We start from the raw sequence: 15802 nt of genomic DNA on the forward strand, positions 1-15802 counted from the left end.
TAATTTTGAATCCATAAGAAGGTTTTTTTGTTGTACAACCTCAAAGATACTTTGAGTTACTTTAATTCCTTCTTATTTTTTTATTTAGGACGCTATTGAATTTTTTTTATGTTAACGAAATTTATCCTGAAACAAATACGAAAAGGTATATTATTTGATATATACATTCAAATCTAAGAAGATGTAGATTTTTTTTAGATTGGCAAAAAATTAAATAATATCTTCAATATGAGAAAAGAAGTAGCAGTTTTACTAGCAGGAGGAGTTGGACTTTTGACAGTTTTGAGTTTCCTAAGTGTAAAAAAATTATTATCCAAGAAAAACAAAAAGTATAATGATTACTACTCTGATTATCACAGGCATTTTGATGAAAATAATTCTGACGATGATCATGGGATTGAGTTTTTTGCCCTCAAATAATACATTACTAAAATAATAGTAGAATATAATTTTTTTTTAAATCCGGAAACATTTTTGTTCCGGATTTTTTTGTGGAAAACTTCTGTGTTAAAACTAATTGTTTTTGAAAGTACTGAAACTATTTTTACAATCTTGAATATGCAGAACAATAATATCATAAAAGGACAGGGTGCACAGCGAAATGTAATTAATCGTTTCGATAGGTTTACCTTTGAGCCTGAAGATGATGACTTCGAAACCATAAAAACCACTTTTACAGAAATTTTTCCAAAGACTATAGTTAATAAGGTAAAAAGTGAAGATTTACCGATGGAATATTCGATGAATCCTTACCAAGGTTGCGAACATGGTTGCTCTTACTGTTTTGCAAGACCTACCCATGAATATTGGGGTTACAGTGCAGGAATTGATTTCGAAAGAAAAATTATGGTCAAAAAAAATGCACCAAAACTTTTAGAAAAACTTTTCAGAAAAAAAGGACATTCACCTGCACCGATTCTGCTTTCTGGAAATACAGACTGCTATCAACCCGCAGAACGACAGTTTGAAATTACAAGAAAACTTTTACAGGTTTGTTTAGATTACAGACATCCTGTTAATGTGCTTACAAAAAATGCTTTAGTTCTTCGTGATTTGGATATTTTGAAGCCTATGGCAGAGCAAAATTTGGTTTCCGTTTCTTTAAGCATTCCGACAATCAACGAAGAATTACGTCGAAAGATGGAGCCTAGAACGAGTTCTGCAAAAAATAAGCTGAAAGCAGTAGAAATTTTATCTGAAAACGGAATCCCCGCTCATGTAATGGTAGCTCCCATCATTCCTGGACTTAACAGCGATGAGCCATTAACTATTTTAAAGGCTATTTCTGATGCTGGTGCAAACAGTTTTGGTTATACTTTGGTGCGTTTAAATGATACCGTAGAACCTGTTTTTATAAAATGGATTGAAACGGCTTTTCCTGATAAAGCACAACGGGTTTTGAACCTAATTCGTTCTATGCGTGGCGGAAAATTAGGAGATAAAAGATTGTTTGACCGGCATATTGGAGAAGGAAATATTGCGGAGATGATCCATAATACTTTTAAAATCGGAAAAAAGAAATATTTTGAAGGTAAAGAATTTCCTAAGCATTCAACAGAAGGTTTTACTGGAGCAAAAGAACAGCAGTTAAGGTTGTTTTAAGGAAAATCTTATCACTAGAAATTTACTTTTTCTAACAGATTATTCATAATAATTCCCTCAAATAACGGCGAAGTTTTCTGAGAGAATTATTAAATTAGTTAAACTTCTTAAAGATAAGCGTAGCATTATGCCCTCCAAATCCGAAAGCGTTACTCAAAGCATAATTAATATTCTTTTCTTTAGCTTCACCAAATACAATATTAATATCTCTCGGAATATTTTCGTCAATAGAATGCAGGTTTATTGTTGGAGGAATAATTCCGTTTTCAATTGCTTTAATAGAGATAATTGCTTCTACCGCACCAGCTGCTCCCAATAAATGACCGGTCATAGATTTTGTTGCACTAATATCTAGGGTTTTACTCCCTTTGAATAGTTTGTTAATTCCATTCAGTTCTACCAAATCTCCCAAAGGAGTAGAAGTGGCGTGAGGATTAATGTAATCAATATTTTCTGTATTGATTCCTGCTTCATTCATTGCCAATTGCATTGCTTTAATGGCGCCATTTCCGTCCGGATGAGGAGCGGTCATGTGGTAAGCGTCGGCTGTCATTGCTGCACCTGCTAATTCTGCATATATTTTTGCACCTCTGGCTTTTGCATGTTCATATTCTTCCAAAATTAAAGCTCCAGCTCCTTCTCCCATTACAAATCCATCTCTGTCTTTATCGTAAGGTCTGCTTGCGGTAGCAAAATCATCATTTCTGGAAGACATTGCTTTCATTACAGAAAAACCTCCAACAGATGCAGGAGTAATGGCAGCTTCCGAACCTCCGCTTACAAAAACTTTTGCTTTTCCAAGACGGATGTAATTAAATGCATCCATTAAAGCTGTATTTCCGGTAGCACAAGCAGAATTGGTAGCATAATTAATTCCCTGAAGTCCAAATTTCATAGAAATCATTCCTGCGGCCATGTTAGAAATAAATTTCGGTACAAAAAAAGGATTGAAACGTGGGTTTTCGTCTCCTTTGGCAAATTCCATAACTTCATTTTCGAATGTCCACATTCCGCCCTGTCCGGTTCCCCAAATCACTCCTATGTCGAAGGGATTCATGCGTTCAATTTCCAATCCGGAATCTTGTAAAGCTTCGGAAGCGGCATACAGTGCATATTGTGTGAAAAGGTCGCTTCTTTTAATTTCGGTATGGTTCAGATGAAGTTTCGGATCGAAATTTTTAACCTCACAGGCAAATTTTACTTTAAACTTTTCGGTATCGAAATGAGTAATCGCATTAGCACCGCTTACTCCGTTTATACAGTTCTTCCAGAATTCTTCTAAGCTGTTTCCCAAAGGGGTAACCGCACCAAGACCTGTAATGACAACTCTTTTCATTTAATTATTAATTTTGAATAAATTGGAAGTTCCTCTTGCAATAAGTCTCGTTTTGTCTGAGTTCCATATTTCGCATTCGGCATTCACAAACTGTTTTCCTCTTTTAATTATTTTTGTTTCGGCAATGATAATTTCGTTTTCTTTCGCAGTTGAAAAATAATCTATGCTGTTATTTACGGTTACAATAAAATTATTTTCGTTGAGGGAAAACATGGTTGCCCCAATGATATCATCAAAAATTGCTGCGGTTACTCCACCATGAAGATTGCCCATGGGATTGAGCCATTCTTGTCTTACAGTATACTGAAATTCCAGATGACCTTCTTCTGCCGAAATTACTGTTGGATTGAGCCATCTCATAAAAGGTGAAGGAGAGCCTGAAAACTCTTTCCCGATAAATGTTTTTAGTATTTCTAATTTATCCATAGTTATGTTATGAATTTAATTTAATTTCTTTTTCAATAATATACGATATTCTGTCTAAAGCGAGATATAGAAAGTTTTTATCATCCATAGTTTTTGCCAAAAGAATTCCGCCTTCTATAATCATAATAATCTGAGATGCATATTCTTCCGCGTTAATTTCTGGTTTGAATTCATTAAATTTCTGTCCTTCTCTAATAACTTCCGATATCATTTCAATCCATTCCGTAAACGAAATCTGAACTAGATTTTTAAGTTCCGGAAAAGTATCATCGCATTCTACGGCAGCATTTAGCAACGGGCAACCTCCATTCTGAAAAACCTGTCTCCAGTTTTCTCTATAAAAAGATAAAAAAACGAGAAGTTTTTCGGTTACTGTTAAGAATTCTTTCTTTAAAGATTCTGCTAACCTTTTTTTTAATGATAGTGCATTATAATGATAAACATCTAAAGCAACCTGTTCTTTGTTTTCAAAATTTCCGTAAATGCTTCCTTTGCTTAAGCCTGTCGCAGCGATAATATCAGAAAGAGATGTAGAAGCATACCCTTGTGTGTTGAATAAGGTAGCTGTTTTCTCTATGATATACTGTTTCGTTTTTTCGGCTTTAGACATCTCGAAGATTATAGAACAAATATACAAAAATATACCAATCGGTATATTTTATTAGAAAAATAAATCTGAACTCATACAAATCCAGATTTAATTGTTTGATAAGATATTGAATTTTAAATTATTAAACCAGTTCGGCGTTTAATGTAATCTCAAAATTAAAAGCTGCACTTACAGGGCACCCTTCTTCAGCAATTTTGGCATATTTCTGAAAGTCTTCCTGAGAAATTCCAGGGATTTTTGCCGTTAAAGTCAGTTCAGATTTTGTAATTTTTCCAATCTTTGGATCTAAAGTAATCACAGACTTTGTGGTTAATTCTTCGGGAATAAAACCTGCTTCAGAAAGTTCTGCACTCAGTTTCATGGTAAAACATCCTGCGTGAGCTGCGGCAAGTAATTCTTCCGGATTGGTTCCTACACCTTCTTCAAATCTGCTGCTGAAAGAATACTGGGTTTGGTTTAAAGTGGTACTCTGAGTGGTTAAATGTCCTTTACCTTCTTTTACGGTTCCGTTCCAAACGGCGGTTGCGTTACGTTTCATGTATTAATATTTAGGTGAGTTAAATTTGAGATTAAAAATACGAAAAATGCACGATTTCAAACTAAAAAATAATTGAAACCATGCATTTTTATAATATAAATTTCCGCATGAAATAATTTTTCACAAATTATCTCAGCTCTATTTTGAAAATTTAGAATTTTAAAAAGTTACATCGAACCCAACATAGAAATTGGCTTTCATAATAGGTGCGTAGACCATTCCGCCATCAAAATAATTGCCGAAAGGATTTCTGAAATCTACAATAGCATTTTTTTGATAATACGATGTTAAATTTTCACCACCTAAGTATGCTCTTAGTTTTTTGTTGAAATTTCGGGAAATTTGTGCATTTAGAACCGCATAAGATTCTGAACGGTTAGGTAATTGAAATTCTGAAGGATTGGTAGATGTATTAGGCAATCTTTGTTTTCCGACCCAATTTAGAGTGGTGTCGAAACTCCAGAAACCTTCTTTTGAATTTTTGTTGGTAGAATATGCCAAATTGATAAATCCACGATGTTTTGCCATGAATGGAACTTCACGTTTTCCGTCCATATATTGAGCCTGAACATTATAATATTTATACGCCAGTCGTACATCAAAATTCTTTATCGGGCTAAAATCCCATTGGGTTTGAAAAGAATTGGCAAAAGATTTTCCGTCCAGATTATAAAAAGTAAGAAGCTGAGGTGATCTGTCTAGATCTACAACCACTTGGTTTTGAAAATCGGTTCTGAAAAAATCTGCAATAATGGTAGATTTTCTGCCGAGAATTTTAAATTCCTGCTGTAAACTTGCCCCAAAATTCCATGCAATTTCCGGTTTTAATCCGTAAATATTTCCACCGTTTTCTAAAATCTGAATACTTCTGTTGGATGCAAAATATTGCTGGTTTTCAGCAAATACATTCGCTGTCCTGAAACCACGTCCTGCGGAAAGTCTTAGAATAGTTTTCGGAGTAAAATCGTATTTGAAATTTAATCTCGGAGTGAACTGAGTACCTGCTAAATTGTGAAAATCTGCTCTTGCTCCTGCAACTAAAGTGTATTTTGAGCCGGTTAAAGTATATTCAGCAAAAATTCCCGGAACGGTTTCTGTTCTTTTAAACTGGTTATTAAGATAGGTTTCGTTGTAACCATCGTATAAGAAACTTGCTCCAGTTTTGTATTTATGGTTGGTATTGCCTATAATACTTTCAAAAATTAAATTAGAATAATACGTATGTTGGTTTCCTAAGTAATTTCTAAGTCCGAAAAAACTGTCTTGTTGATGATAGGTGTACTGGTTCATCCAGCCTAAACTCTGATACGGTTTTCCTTTAAAAACATAGCCTGTTTTGTTCCAAACCTGAAATCTGGAAATATCAATTCCTACACCATAAAGGTTTTGTTGAGCCTGAGGTATTTTTTTATCAAATCCTATTTGTCCGGAAGTTCTTTCATCCTTCACAAAATTAATTCCGAAGTGAGAACCAAATCCTGAATGTGTTAAATCGTTGAAATTTAAAAGATAAGCAGCGTTAATCTGAGTTCCTTTCGGTCTGTCCAAAAACGTGTCTTTATTCATATCTGTATCTCCGAAAGTTCCGTTTCCGTGGAGAAGAAAAGTCTGTGTCCAATGATCGTTGATAGGTTCTACGTGAGTGATGTTCGCTTCAGCTCTGCCATTAAAATCGGCAAAAAGATTTAGAGAAGTTTCAGATTTTTCGGCATGCTTTATTAATTCTGTATTAATCTGCCCCGTAATACTTTCGTAGCCGTTTGTTACGGTACTTCCTCCTTTGGTGAGCTGAATACTTTCAATCCAACGTCCCGGAATGAGGCTCAAGCCATAAGCAGAAGCTATACCTCGGATCTCAGGAAGTAATTCTTTTGTTAGACTGGTGTATTTTTGGTCTAAACCTAACATTTTCAGTTGCTTTGTTCCCGTTACCGCGTTACTGAAAGAAACATCTACCGTTGCGTTGGTTTCAAAACTTTCAGATAAATTGCAACATGCTGCTTTCAGAAGTTCTTTAGAATCAATATTAAAAACAAGTCCAGCCTCTTTTTTACCAATAGAAGTTGCTGCTTTTGAACCTATGATATTTACCTGCTCAATATTTTTTTCTGAATCAGAATGAGAGCTGTGATCTTCTGATCCTGTATGATTGCTATGATTTTCCTTCTTTGGAGATTCATCGTAATGAACATTGGGATTTGTGTCGCCGAAAGGTATATTTCTATCATACAGGCAGCAACCGGGTAGTTTTTTATATACTTCTTCCGTAGTTTTATACATTTCATTATCATGTCCCACATCAGCAATTTTCTTTAAAATTTTATCTGCTGAAGTTTTAGAAGGATTGAAATTTAGGATAACGGTCTGTTTTTCTGCACTCCACTCTGCAGAATCTGCACCAGCATCTTTGGCTGCTTTTTCTATTCTGGCTTTACAAGAACTGCAGTTCCCTTTTACGAAAAACTCATTTTCTTTTTTCGTTGAATCTGAATGATTCATTGCCGGAACAGGAGATTCTGAATCTCTCGGGTAATGGCAACAAGCAGGAAGATTTTTATAAACATCATCCGATGCTTTGTACGAATTGTTGTCGTGCCCTGCTTCTGCTACTTTCTTGAGAATTTCGTCTGCTGAAATTTTTTCAGGGGTTTCGAAACTTAAAGTTTGTGTGTCTATTGAGTATACTGCAGATTTTGCACCTGCTTTTTTTGCGATAGTTTCTATCCTTTCTTTACACATATTACAGTTTCCTTTAACCATAGACTGGTGTTTGCTGAGGTTTTGTGCAGATAGAGAAAGAGATAAGAAAAATAATGTTCCAAGAAAAATCTTGGTAATATATGATTTCATGAGTTTAAAAATTAGTTGAATTATTTTTTCTCCAACAACCTAACAATGTTATCATTATGATACATTATTAAATTGAAAGCGTAATTTTTCGTATAATTTTAAACTAATTTAGGCGGTTGCCAGATTTCTTTTAAACGGTTTGTAAAGAAGGGATCAATGTATTGAACCTGAATTTTGCTAATGTTTTGAAACGAAGAAATTTCCGGGAAATTGCTTTTAGGCAGATTATTTTCCACAAAAGTATGGCAAGTCATACAGAAAGAGCAGCAATCGTCGTTACAAGACTGGTGTTCTTTTTTAGATTCTTCAGAATGGTGCTTTTTGTTTTTATCACAGCAAGATTTGGTTTCCGATTCTGTTTTACAGCAATTCTCCTGAGAAGCCTGTGCATAAAAATTATCTTTAGGAATTAAGAAAATTACTAAAGTGAAAATAATTATTAAAAAGCGACCCGGTTTCACAAATGCAAAGTTAATAAAAAATGATTAAAGTGGATCTCCAACCTTTTTAGCACAATCGTGCCAAGGTTCCCCATGTGCAGGATTAAGTTTTGGCTTCGGTCCGGTGTTAGTTGCGACTGGCTGATTGGCGGTAACAGTTTGCGGAGCCTGAACAGTTGTCGTATTTTTTGCCGTATGAGTTGCTGGAGATGGTTTGCTGTTTAAAGGCTCTCCAACAGGAATATCGCAACGATGTCCCGGCTGTCCGTGAGGAGGATTCATTCCTGGTGCTGTTGTTACTGCTTTTCCGTTTTGGTCAATAGCAATTTTACCCGGATTTACAGAGTTCGGATCAATTTGTACAGGAGTATTTGGATTAACGGTTATATTTTGGGTAGAAGGATTTATCTGTTGAGGAGCAGCTCCGTTAAGAGGCTGTCCCACAGGAATGTCACATCTGTGTCCAGGTTCTCCGTGTGGAGGATTCATTCCTGGCGCGGTTACCATTGTAGAACCACTGGATTTTTTAATTCCAGCCTGATCCATAAGCGTTGTCTGAGGCTGACTGAAAGCTACATTGGGTTGCTGTATTCCTCCTTCTTCTTTTATGTAGGTCGGTTTTTCGTCTTTTTTACACGAAATAACACTCGAAAATGCCAAAAACCCTAACAGTAAATATTTCATATCAAATCTCTTCATAAAAACAAAAATAGCAAAACATTTTGAATTGCTTTGCTATTTTGAATGATATGTTATTTTAAATTAGTTCTTTACCAAAAGTCTAAACCCTTCTCCATGAACGTTAATAATTTCTAAACCTTCATCATCTTTCAAAAGTTTACGAAGTTTTGCGATATAAACGTCCATACTTCTTGCCGTAAAATAATTTTCTTTTTTCCAGATTTTTCTCAAAGCGAGGTCTCTTGGCATAAAATCGTTTCTGTGAAGGCAAAGCAATTTAAGAAGTTCATTCTCTTTGGGAGATAATTTATATTCGTTATCGCCTACTCTAAGCTGTCTCAGCATAGAATCGAAGAAAATATTGCTGATTTTAAACTGTTCCTGCTCTTCATTTTCTAACGTTGAACTTCTTTGTAAAATTGCTTTAATTTTATATAGAAGTAATTCTGTGTCAAAAGGTTTTGTAATGTAATCGTCTGCTCCTAATTGATATCCTTTAAGAATATCTTCTCGCATATTTCTGGCAGTAAGGAAAATGATAGGCGTATTTTTATCGATCTTTTTAACGTCTTCAGCTAAAGAAAATCCGTCTTTTTTAGGCATCATCACATCAAAAATGCAGATGTCGAATTCGTTTTCAGTAAATTCTTTAAGTCCTTGCTCTCCATCTATAGCGAGGGTAACTTCAAAATTATTGATGGAAAGATAATCTTTTAGCACTGCACCAAAACTTTGGTCGTCTTCTACTAATAATATTCTGTTACTCATGATTTTATCTTTTTAATATTTATTTTAATTCATAGGAAGTTTAATGATAAATCTGCTTCCTTTATCTTTTTGAGATTCTACAATAATCTGACCTTTATGCAGTTCTACAATTTTCTTCACATAAGATAATCCCAAACCTTGTCCTTTTACATTGTGGATATTTCCTGTTTCTTCACGGAAAAATTTTTCGAAAATCTTTGTTTTATTTTGAGTTTCCATTCCCATGCCTTTGTCTGAAACTTCAATCACATAAAAATTGCCTTCATTTCTGGTTTCAATTTTAATTTCTGGCGTTTCTGGAGAATATTTATTGGCATTATCCAAAAGATTAACCAACATATTAGAGATATGAAATTCATCAATTTTAAACTGATATTTATCTGCATGGAAATTCTGTGTGAGAATTCCGTTTCGCTGTGCCACGATGAGTCCGAAAGATTCGGTGGTCTTTTTTATCAGCTCTCTTACGTTGGTTTCTTTCAGAAATAATTTAACTTCATTTCGCTCTAGTTTAGACATGTTCAGAACATTTTCTACCTGCTTTTTCATTCTGAGATTTTCCTGCTTAATGAGGTTAGAATAGTACTTTACTTTGTCGGGATTGGTTGCAATCTTATCATTTGCCAAAGAATCTGTCGCTACAGAGATTGTTGCCAAAGGCGTTTTAAATTCATGCGACATATTGTTGATGAAATCTGTTTTTACTTCCGCCAATTTTTTTTGTCTCATCATGTAATTAATGGAAATAATGTAAATACCCAAAATGGTAAGTAGAGATAAGAAAGTTCCCAAAAGCATTGGCCAGTTATTCATCGCCAAAGAATATTCTTTTTTAGGAAAAATGAGTGCTAAAGTATATAAAGTGTGGTCTTTATCGTCTGTAAATAAAGGATATGAGTAGGTATTGCTGTCTTTTTTTTCTTTAAAAATTTTATTGGCAACTGAAGTAAGTTTATTGTTGCTGTCATAAATACCATAACCGAATTCGGAATTAATTCCTTTCATTCTGAGTTCTTTAATAATAATAGAATCCAGCTTTTTGGTATCCACCCGTTTATTGATAGGAAGGTTGGTTCCGGTTATTTTTGCAAACTCAGCCATTTGATAATCTCCACTTTCTATGTCCTGACTAATTTGTGGCGTAAGTATTTCTCTTTTGACGGTATCTTTTTTTACTTTATATCTTGCATCATCCTTATACATTGTAGTAAGTTTGAGCGTGTCTCCAAGTTTCGAAATAGGAAGTTGCTGAGTTTCTATAATATTTCGATAATAAGTAATTGATTTTTGAGTACCCGAATCTTCAATTTGTTGTATTGTAGTAAGAGAAGGCTTGTTTTTATTAGCAAGAATATAATTTCTTAGGTTAGGATATTTTTCATTTAAAACTTTATCAGTCTCAAGCTTTGCAATATTGTCTGAAGTACTTTCTAATACAGAATATACTTTATTGGAAAACTCCTGATCTAAAGCCACATAATAACCTTTAAGCCAATAAAACTGCAATGTTACAAAGACAATAAGAGATATTGTCATAAAAACAGAAATTATCGGAATGAATTTGTTATTCATTGATTTATTTTAAATTAAATTTATAAATGTTAAAATTAATCATTTTAAGATTCTACCAACAAAATATAAGCCAAATTATTGTATTTTTTTTCTTAAAAACACTTCTTTTAACATTTAATTATAAATATTTTTATTTTTTCTTAAAAATAATTATGAAACTGTTATGCGAGCAATAATATTATCTTCAAGAATTTGTTGATTATATGGTTTCATAGAGAGTAATCATCTTTTGAAGCAGTTTTGCAGAAGTGATTATCTTTGCAGCAAGAAAACAAGATTTTCTTCCTTAGAAATGATCGGAGAGCAAATTGTCTATGAAGACAACCATATTTTAATTATCAATAAAAAAGTTGGTCAGCTGGTACAGGGTGACAAAACGGGCGACGAATCTTTATTGGATGCCATAAAAAACTTTATTAAAAAAAGAGACGGAAAACCCGGAAATGTTTTTTTGGGATTGGTGCATAGGATAGACCGACCTACATCCGGTCTGGTAATTTACGCTAAGACTTCCAAAGCCTTATCTAGACTTACCCAAATGGTTAAAAACAGAGAAATTAAAAAAACATATTGGGCGGTTGTTGCTAAAGAAATGATTCCGCAAAGCCAAAGGCTTGTTCATTATTTAAAGAAAAATGAGAAAAATAATAAAGCTATTGTATTTCCCAAAGCAACAGAGGGGGCAAAAGAGGCTGTTTTAACTTATCATACCATCAAAACATTAGATAATTATCTTTTACTGGAAATTGATTTGGAAACAGGAAGACATCATCAAATAAGAGCACAATTATCCAAAACAGGTGTTCCCATTAAAGGCGATCTGAAATATGGTTCTCCTCGTTCTAATCTCGATGGCGGAATTAATCTTCATGCAAGAAAACTAGAGTTTGTACATCCTGTTACAAAAGAAGATATTGTAATTGTAGCTAAAGTTCCTCAAAATGATGCAGTTTGGAGGGCTTGTGAAGAATAAAATTTTTTTTATAAAATAAACTGCCGTTTTACACAATTTGTAAACGGCAGTTTTTAATTTCAGTCATTCTGAAAGATTGTCAGTTATTTCTTATTTACTGATATCAAATAATCATACACCATTTGATGTTGCTCATCCGTAAGTTTTGCTTTAGGAGCCATTCTGCTTAAAGTTTTAATCCAGCCTTTGTCATCATGTTTTGCAGGATCTGGTAATTTATGACATCTGTTACAAGAATTTTCAAATACCGTTTTTCCTTGAGCAAGATGTTCTGAAGAAGTAAATTTTGGACCTGTAACCGCAGTACTTTTTGGTCCGCAGGAAATAACAAAAGCTGAAGCCAATAAGGCAAGTGCAATACTTTTTTCCATGTTAATATTTTTTGACGGTTAAATGAAATTATTTCTTTACCGATACTACATAATCGTAAACCCACTGATGTTGCTCGTCACTCAGTTTAGCTTTAGGAGCCATAGAGTTCATAATTCCCACCCATTCTACAGAAGTGAATTTTGTAGGTTCCGGTAATTCGTGGCATCTTTTGCATGCGTTCTCAAAAATCGTTTTTCCCTGTGCTATTTGTTCTGCTGTATTGGTTGAAACTTTTTGAGCTTCTGTCGCTGCATTAGATTTAGGGGTACAAGAAACGGATAAAAGACCGATTGCTAATCCTGTTAAAAGTATATTTTTCATGTATTTATTTTTGATGTTTAAATTCGGGTTTATAAAATTGAAATAATCGTTTTATTTGTAAATCAGTACAATGATAATCGTTTACTAAACAAAAATAGCAAAATTTTGAGGTAGGTTTCTGTATCGAATATTAATTTAGAAGAATTAAAATTAAATCTTTCATTCTGTTTTGCAGGTTATTTTTATATTTTTGAAATATATAAATAAAAACAGTTTGTTTTTAAAGAAGATAATGCCCAAATGAAATTTTCTACTGAAGAACTTTTTAACGGAATAAAAACTGGCAACAAACGCCTTATTGGTAAAGCGATCACCTTAGCAGAAAGCTCAAAACCTGAGCATAGAATTCAGGCAGAAGAACTTTTAGAAAAAATTCTTCCCTTATCGGGAAACTCTGTCAGAATAGGGATTACAGGCGTTCCGGGAGCAGGTAAATCTACTTTTATAGAAAATTTTGGAAGATTGGCTATTTCCAAAGGCAAGAAAGTCGCTGTTTTGGCTATTGATCCCAGTTCTGCAATTAATAAAGGAAGTATTCTGGGAGATAAAACCAGGATGGAAGAGTTGGCAAAAGAAGAAAATGCGTTTATTCGACCTTCGCCGAGTTCCGGATTTTTGGGTGGTGTTGCCAATACTACTTTCGAAACCATGCTTATTTGTGAAGCTGCAGGTTACGATTATATTTTAATAGAAACTGTAGGAGTAGGGCAGTCTGAAGTTTTGGTTGCAGATATTACGGATGTTTTTCTGTTTTTGAAAATCATAGGTGGCGGAGATGAACTTCAAGGGATTAAACGCGGAATTATGGAAATGGTAGATGTAATTTTCATTAATAAAGTAGAAGAAAATAATATGCAGAAAGCCAAAAATACCAAGCTTGAATTAAAACGTGCATTGGATTTTATTCCACCCAAGGAAAAAGGTTGGAAAGTTCCTGTTTTATTAGGTTCCGCTCTTAATAATGTTGGCTTAGAAGATGTCTATGAAAAAATTGATGATTTTACTTCATTAAAAAAGAAAGAAAACCGTTTCGATGAAGTAAGGAAAATTCAGGCAGAAAAAAGATATGAGTATTGGGTTCAGGAATATATTTTAGCGAAAATCAGAAACAATGGTTCCTCTGAAGAGGCTTATATTGCACACAAAAAAAATGCTTCTGCGTTGGTGTCTAATCCCATTACAGAAGCCAAACAATTTGTCGAAAAATTCTTTACTAAGTCTTAAAATAACTAGATTTTATTCTTCAGTTTCTTCATTTTTAGCTACATAGCCATTATAGGTAATAGGCTGTCTGTCGTTACTCTGTATGGAAGCCGATGCCGATCCGCTTTTAGAGATATCTATAAATATTTGAAGTGAATTTTTTATATCGTTTGGTTTTATTTTAACGGTCCAGTTTCCTTTTTTGTTTTGAGTTTTAGTTAGAGTATAATCTTTTGATGTAAATCGGTAACTGTTGTCTGTACTTCCATAACTTGGGTTGTAAGTTCTTCCAAAATAAGGCATTACAACATCTAAAACTTTGTTTTTTATTTCAATAGAATATCCTTCTCCAGATAAATCGAAAATTCTCTGTGCAGCAGCATTGGGCATAGAGTAGGCAATATTTATTACATCCTGATTATATGGGAGTGCTTTTTCTGCATAAAAAGTAAATTCTTCCGAGTTTAAAAGATTATTTACAACTTGAGGATTACTTTTTCCTTGTGCTGAGCAATTTTGTAAAAATAAAAACAAAGAAAATATTGAGAATATTGTGATAATTTTTTTCATGACCATAAATTTAGTAAATTTATATATCAAAATCTGTGCAAAGTCTTGTTGAAATATCTTTTGGAACAGAAATTGTAAGCCTTCAAAATAAAATAATAAACATAGTTATGAAAATTACACATTTATTAGGGATAGGTGCATTTGCGTTAAGTGTAACAGCGTGTACAACAAATCCAATGACTGGAAGATCATCTTTGCAGTTTGCAAACGATTCAGATATCAGAAATAGTGCAGTTCAGCAATATCAACAAACTTTAAAAGAATCTAAGGTTGTTACTGGAGCGCAGGCTCAAATGGTAAGAACTGTTGGAAACAGAATAAAAGCTGCTGCAGAAAAATACTATGCAAGTATAGGCAGAAGTGCAGATCTAGCAAACTATCAGTGGGAATTTAATCTTTTACAAGATAAACAGGTAAATGCTTGGTGTATGCCTGGTGGAAAAGTGGTGGTTTATACAGGAATTCTTCCTATTACGAAAGATGAAACAGGTCTTGCAGTAGTTATGGGGCACGAAGTTGCTCATGCTTTGGCTGGTCATGGTAATGAGAGAATTTCTCAGGCTATGGTTGCACAGGGGATAGGAATGGCTTCAGGATTGGCGGTTAAAAATGAAAAAACGGCTCAAATTATCCAGGCATTATATACTCCGACTTCACAGGTTGTTTTGCTTAAATATGGTAGAGGACAAGAATCTGAGGCAGATAAAATGGGTTTGTATTTAATGGCAATGGCGGGATACGATCCTAGACAGGCAGTTCCTTTCTGGAGCAGGATGGAAGCTCAGTCTTCTGGAAGCAGACAGCCAGAATTTTTATCTACTCACCCAAGTCCACAGACAAGAATTGGAGATATCGAAAAAGATTTACCTAAAGCTTTGGAATATTACAGAGCAGCAGGGGGAAAATAATAAAAATTCTTAGAATCCTGATTTAAATTTTAATTCAGGATTTTTTATAAAATTCCGAATAATTAAATAACCAGATATGAAAAGCATTACAGTAATAGGCATGATACTTTTAGCAGTATCGGCACTGCTATTTTATCTTACAACAGACTTTACAGTGGAGAGAATTACCATTTCTCATGTAATGGGTGTAATGGCAGGAATAGGAATTGGTCTTATCGTTGGAGGAATGGTGGGTTATGTAAGCAAAGGAACTGCGATGAAGGCCGAAGCCAAAAGAAAAGAATTTAAGCAACTTCAAAAAGAGAAAGAAGAACTTGAAAAACAGACTGTGGAAATGGAAAAGCAAAAAGCTGAGCTTGAAAGCAGAAAATTTAACAATCCATATTAAATTGAAAGATTGTATATAATCTCTTTTCTTTAATAGATTTAAAATAGTAGTCCGGTATCTGTTTAGATTACCGGATTTTTATTTTAATATGGTAGTGTCCTACTAACTGTGTAAGTAGAAAAGTTATTCTGAAAAATTTTGAGCCCTCAAAGCTCAAAAAATTTTTCGGAAACCTAACGAAGTGGTTCGGCGAAGCCAAATAACTTTTTACTATTTTTAAACATTATACAGTTATGACCAGTAA

Annotated in this window: 18 protein-coding genes; 6 read left to right on the plus strand and 12 right to left on the minus strand. The window is 34.0% G+C overall.

Annotated elements, in window-relative coordinates; all coding sequences use genetic code 11:
- Positions 1-228: 228 nt before the first annotated feature.
- Positions 229-420, plus strand: coding sequence for a hypothetical protein (locus IV513_RS12640; protein ID WP_209390929.1), 192 nt, complete (start codon positions 229-231; stop codon positions 418-420).
- A gap of 138 nt (positions 421-558) precedes the next feature.
- A complete protein-coding gene (locus tag IV513_RS12645) occupies positions 559-1602 on the plus strand; it encodes a PA0069 family radical SAM protein (protein ID WP_209390930.1) in 1044 nt (347 codons plus the stop codon).
- A gap of 94 nt (positions 1603-1696) precedes the next feature.
- On the opposite strand, the gene fabF is transcribed toward IV513_RS12645, so the two are convergent.
- The 9 genes from fabF to IV513_RS12690 all read right to left on the minus strand — a co-directional run bounded on the left by fabF (position 1697) and on the right by IV513_RS12690 (position 10823).
- Positions 1697-2938, minus strand: a complete 1242-nt coding sequence (gene fabF, locus IV513_RS12650) for a beta-ketoacyl-ACP synthase II (RefSeq protein ID WP_209390931.1) — start codon at positions 2936-2938, stop codon at positions 1697-1699.
- Positions 2939-3364, minus strand: a complete 426-nt coding sequence (locus tag IV513_RS12655) for a PaaI family thioesterase (RefSeq protein WP_209390932.1) — start codon at positions 3362-3364, stop codon at positions 2939-2941.
- A gap of 7 nt (positions 3365-3371) precedes the next feature.
- Positions 3372-3974 (minus strand): TetR/AcrR family transcriptional regulator, encoded by a 603-nt coding sequence (locus IV513_RS12660; RefSeq protein WP_209390933.1) that lies wholly within the window; start codon positions 3972-3974, stop codon positions 3372-3374.
- 121 nt (positions 3975-4095) lie between these two features.
- Positions 4096-4512: an OsmC family protein gene (locus tag IV513_RS12665; protein ID WP_209390934.1), complete on the minus strand. Its 417-nt coding sequence runs from the start codon at positions 4510-4512 to the stop codon at positions 4096-4098.
- 159 nt (positions 4513-4671) lie between these two features.
- Positions 4672-7362, minus strand: a complete 2691-nt coding sequence (locus IV513_RS12670; RefSeq protein WP_209390935.1) for a TonB-dependent receptor — start codon at positions 7360-7362, stop codon at positions 4672-4674.
- Between the two features lie 98 nt (positions 7363-7460).
- Positions 7461-7823, minus strand: a complete 363-nt coding sequence (locus tag IV513_RS12675) for a hypothetical protein (RefSeq protein ID WP_209390936.1) — start codon at positions 7821-7823, stop codon at positions 7461-7463.
- A gap of 24 nt (positions 7824-7847) precedes the next feature.
- Positions 7848-8486, minus strand: a complete 639-nt coding sequence (locus tag IV513_RS12680) for a hypothetical protein (RefSeq protein WP_209390937.1) — start codon at positions 8484-8486, stop codon at positions 7848-7850.
- A gap of 78 nt (positions 8487-8564) precedes the next feature.
- On the minus strand, positions 8565-9251 hold the full coding sequence (locus tag IV513_RS12685) for a response regulator transcription factor (protein ID WP_209390938.1): 687 nt from the start codon (positions 9249-9251) through the stop codon (positions 8565-8567).
- Between the two features lie 24 nt (positions 9252-9275).
- On the minus strand, positions 9276-10823 hold the full coding sequence (locus IV513_RS12690; protein WP_209390939.1) for a sensor histidine kinase KdpD: 1548 nt from the start codon (positions 10821-10823) through the stop codon (positions 9276-9278).
- A gap of 292 nt (positions 10824-11115) precedes the next feature.
- Between IV513_RS12690 and IV513_RS12695 the strand changes: the two genes are divergently transcribed.
- The gene (locus IV513_RS12695; RefSeq protein WP_209390946.1) at positions 11116-11796 is read left to right on the plus strand and encodes an RluA family pseudouridine synthase; all 681 of its coding nucleotides are present in this window, start codon (positions 11116-11118) and stop codon (positions 11794-11796) included.
- An 83-nt stretch (positions 11797-11879) separates the two neighbouring features.
- Here IV513_RS12695 and IV513_RS12700 read toward each other — a convergent pair whose 3' ends face one another.
- Together IV513_RS12700 and IV513_RS12705 are read right to left on the minus strand one after the other, a co-directional pair.
- The gene (locus IV513_RS12700; protein WP_209390940.1) at positions 11880-12167 is read right to left on the minus strand and encodes a cytochrome C; all 288 of its coding nucleotides are present in this window, start codon (positions 12165-12167) and stop codon (positions 11880-11882) included.
- A 28-nt stretch (positions 12168-12195) separates the two neighbouring features.
- The gene (locus IV513_RS12705; protein ID WP_209390941.1) at positions 12196-12489 is read right to left on the minus strand and encodes a cytochrome C; all 294 of its coding nucleotides are present in this window, start codon (positions 12487-12489) and stop codon (positions 12196-12198) included.
- Positions 12490-12729: 240 nt separating this feature from the next.
- On the opposite strand from IV513_RS12705, the gene meaB reads away from it, so the two are divergent.
- Entirely contained in the window at positions 12730-13713 is a 984-nt protein-coding gene (gene meaB, locus IV513_RS12710) for a methylmalonyl Co-A mutase-associated GTPase MeaB (protein ID WP_209390942.1), read from the plus strand.
- A 12-nt stretch (positions 13714-13725) separates the two neighbouring features.
- Here meaB and IV513_RS12715 read toward each other — a convergent pair whose 3' ends face one another.
- Positions 13726-14262: a DUF4251 domain-containing protein gene (locus tag IV513_RS12715; RefSeq protein ID WP_209390943.1), complete on the minus strand. Its 537-nt coding sequence runs from the start codon at positions 14260-14262 to the stop codon at positions 13726-13728.
- A 107-nt stretch (positions 14263-14369) separates the two neighbouring features.
- On the opposite strand from IV513_RS12715, the gene IV513_RS12720 reads away from it, so the two are divergent.
- Positions 14370-15170 (plus strand): M48 family metallopeptidase, encoded by an 801-nt coding sequence (locus IV513_RS12720; protein ID WP_209390944.1) that lies wholly within the window; start codon positions 14370-14372, stop codon positions 15168-15170.
- Positions 15171-15246: 76 nt separating this feature from the next.
- Positions 15247-15558 carry a hypothetical protein gene (locus IV513_RS12725; protein ID WP_209390945.1) on the plus strand — a complete coding sequence of 104 codons (312 nt, stop codon included), beginning with the start codon at positions 15247-15249 and terminating at the stop codon, positions 15556-15558.
- The last annotated feature ends 244 nt before the right edge of the window (positions 15559-15802 follow it).

Origin of the sequence: Chryseobacterium sp. RR2-3-20, from assembly GCF_017808115.1 — a bacterium.
In the GTDB taxonomy this organism is placed as follows: Bacteria; Bacteroidota; Bacteroidia; order Flavobacteriales; family Weeksellaceae; genus Chryseobacterium; species Chryseobacterium oryzae.